Source organism: Variovorax sp. 3319 (assembly GCF_031456585.1).
Classification (GTDB): Bacteria; Pseudomonadota; Gammaproteobacteria; order Burkholderiales; family Burkholderiaceae_C; genus Variovorax; species Variovorax paradoxus_P.
In genome coordinates, this window is sequence record NZ_JAVDUZ010000032.1 from 1 (window position 1) to 2,005 (window position 2,005).

Here is a 2,005-nt window from a genome sequence, read left to right on the forward strand (position 1 = left end):
GAGATCACGGCTGCAAGCCAGGAACAGAGCACCGGCATCGAGCAGGTGAACCAGGCCATCGCGCAGATGGACCAGGTAACGCAGCAGAACGCGGCACTGGTGGAAGAAGCCGCCGCCGCAGCGCAGTCGATGCAGGAGCAGGCCGCCAGCCTGGTGAGCTCGGTGAGCGTGTTCAAGCTCGAAGGCGGAGCAGCCTCTTCGGCTCAGCCAGACGCACGGCCCGCCTTTGCCGCAGCCAAGGCTGCGCGCCCCTCCGAATCGTCTCCGAAGCCCAGGCGCGCCGCGCCGGCCAAGAAGACCCAAGAAGCACCTTCCTCGTCTCCGCAGCTGGCCATGGCCGGTGCGGCCGGCGGCGACTGGACAGAGTTTTAAGCCAACAGCAACAGGTTTCCGATGACTGCAACCCCAACCAAACAGACCCCGGACATTCGCAACGCCGCAACGCCACGGGCCGGCCGGCCTCTGGAATTTCTCTCCTTCACGCTGGGCCAGGAAGAGTACGGAATCGACATCCAGAAGGTGCAGGAGCTGCGCGGCTACGACGCGGTGACGCGCATAGCGAATGCGCCCGAATACATCAAGGGCGTGGTGAACCTGCGCGGAATCATCGTTCCGATCATCGACATGCGCATCAAGTTCCAGCTGGGCGCACCGACCTATGACCAGTTCACGGTGGTGATCGTGCTGAACATCGGCGGCCGCGTGGTGGGCATGGTGGTGGACAGCGTGTCGGACGTGATCACGCTGAGCGCAGAGCAGATCAAGCCCGCGCCGGAGATGGGTGCCGTGCTGGACACGGACTACCTGATCGGTCTGGGCACGCTGGACGAGCGGATGCTCATCCTGGTGGACATCGACAAGCTGATGTCCAGCGACGAGATGGGCCTGGTCGAGAAGATCGCCGCCTGATCGAGCCGCGCAGAGAAAGAGATAGACAGAGTCAGAGAGAGAAGAAGTTCATGCAAGCGTTCTACAACCTCAGGATTGCGACCAAGCTGCTCGTGTCCTTTGTGGCTGTCCTGGCGTTGACTGCGGTGCTCGGTGTCGTGTCGGTGCTGCAGCTTTCAAAGGTCAACCAGATGTCGACCGACATCGCCACCAACTGGATGCCTTCAGCCCAGTCTCTGCTAGAGATGAGGGGGCTGATGGCTCGCTACCGCTCCGAGGAAATGCAGCACCTGCTGTCGACATCACCCGAAGACACTGCGCACTACGAGAAATCGATGGCTGCGATCTGGGATGCGTTGGGCAAGGCGCGCGGGCAATACGAGGCGCTTATTTCCGAGCCCGAAGAAAAGAAGATCTATTCGGACTACGCGAAGACGCTGGGCCTGTATGCGCAGGAACACGAGAAGGTCGTCGCCCTGTCCCGCGCACAGCAAAAGCCGGAAGCAGTGGCGCTCATCCGCGCGGATGCATCGCGCCTGAACCACCAACTCACCGAGATGATCGACCGGCTCGTCGCGCTCAACGTCGAAGGCGGCAAGCAGGCCAGCGCCAATGGCGACGCCATCTATGCGCGCGCGCGGCTGTGGATTCTGGCGCTTCTGCTGGGCAGCATCGGGCTGGGCTTTGTGCTGGCTTTGTGCATTGCGCGCATCGTTGCGCGGCCGTTGTCCGAAGCGGTTGAAATTGCGCAATCGGTGGCGTCGGGTGACTTGACGAAGCACATCGAAGTCCAGAGCCGTGACGAAACCGGTCAGCTGATGGAAGCGCTCAAGAGCATGAACACGAGCCTTGCCAACGTGGTCAGCGGCGTGCGCACGGGCACGGATGCCATCGCCACCGCCTCTGGGCAGATTGCCGCAGGCAACCAGGACTTGTCTTCGCGCACCGAAGAGCAAGCCAGCTCGCTCGAAGAGACGGCCGCTTCGATGGAAGAACTCACCTCTACCGTCAAGCAGAACGCAGACAACGCCCGCCAGGCCAACCAGCTGGCCCTTTCGGCCTCCGAAGTGGCCGTGCGCGGCGGCGGCGTGGTCAGCCAGGTGGTGGACACCATGGG

General features: G+C 62.6%; 2 protein-coding genes and 1 pseudogene. All 3 read left to right on the forward strand.

Annotated features, from left to right (window positions below; all coding sequences use genetic code 11):
- Window positions 1–372: pseudogene (locus J2X67_RS27670) on the forward strand (methyl-accepting chemotaxis protein); the annotation flags it as partial.
- Window positions 373–393: 21 nt separating this feature from the next.
- A complete protein-coding gene (locus J2X67_RS27675; protein ID WP_309958214.1) occupies window positions 394–909 on the forward strand; it encodes a chemotaxis protein CheW in 516 nt (171 codons plus the stop codon).
- 50 nt (window positions 910–959) lie between these two features.
- The coding region (locus J2X67_RS27680) for an MCP four helix bundle domain-containing protein (RefSeq protein WP_309958216.1) at window positions 960–2,005 on the forward strand (1,046 nt) is incomplete at its 3' end.